The organism is Bacillus sp. BML-BC051, assembly GCF_019656175.1.
GTDB lineage: Bacteria > Bacillota > Bacilli > Bacillales > Bacillaceae_G > Bacillus_A > Bacillus_A mobilis.
The window spans coordinates 1-378 of record NZ_BPLI01000218.1 but is presented as its reverse complement, the minus strand read 5'-3'; the positions used below and the strand labels follow the sequence as shown (position 1 = coordinate 378).

At 36.8% G+C, this 378-nt stretch carries 1 pseudogene; it reads left to right on the top strand.

From position 1 onward, the window contains the following. Positions 1–378, top strand: a pseudogene (locus K5S59_RS30040) (group II intron reverse transcriptase/maturase); the annotation flags it as partial.

The window sequence follows — 378 nt, the reverse complement described above, 5'->3', positions numbered from 1 at the left end:
GGTCACATGATGTATAACAGATTCCCAAAGTCAAAAATTAGAGGAAAAAGCAACACAAACGGATACACGAATATAGGGAAATATAAAGGGAAAGACAGAGGTATTAAACCATACCTAAAGTCAAAAGCGATGAGATTTCTCATGAAATGTCCTATTTTACCAATCTCCTATATTCAACACAAAAAACCGATGATGAAAAAGCAATCTATTAACAGATACACCGCAGCAGGACGAGCCCTTATACACCAAAACTTGGCAGAAATAACCGTAGCGGAACTGAAATGGTTAAGAGACAATCCAGTTATAAATGAACGGGCACACATAGAAAACAATGATAATCGACTTTCACTGTATATTGCACAAAAAGGAAGCTGCAGT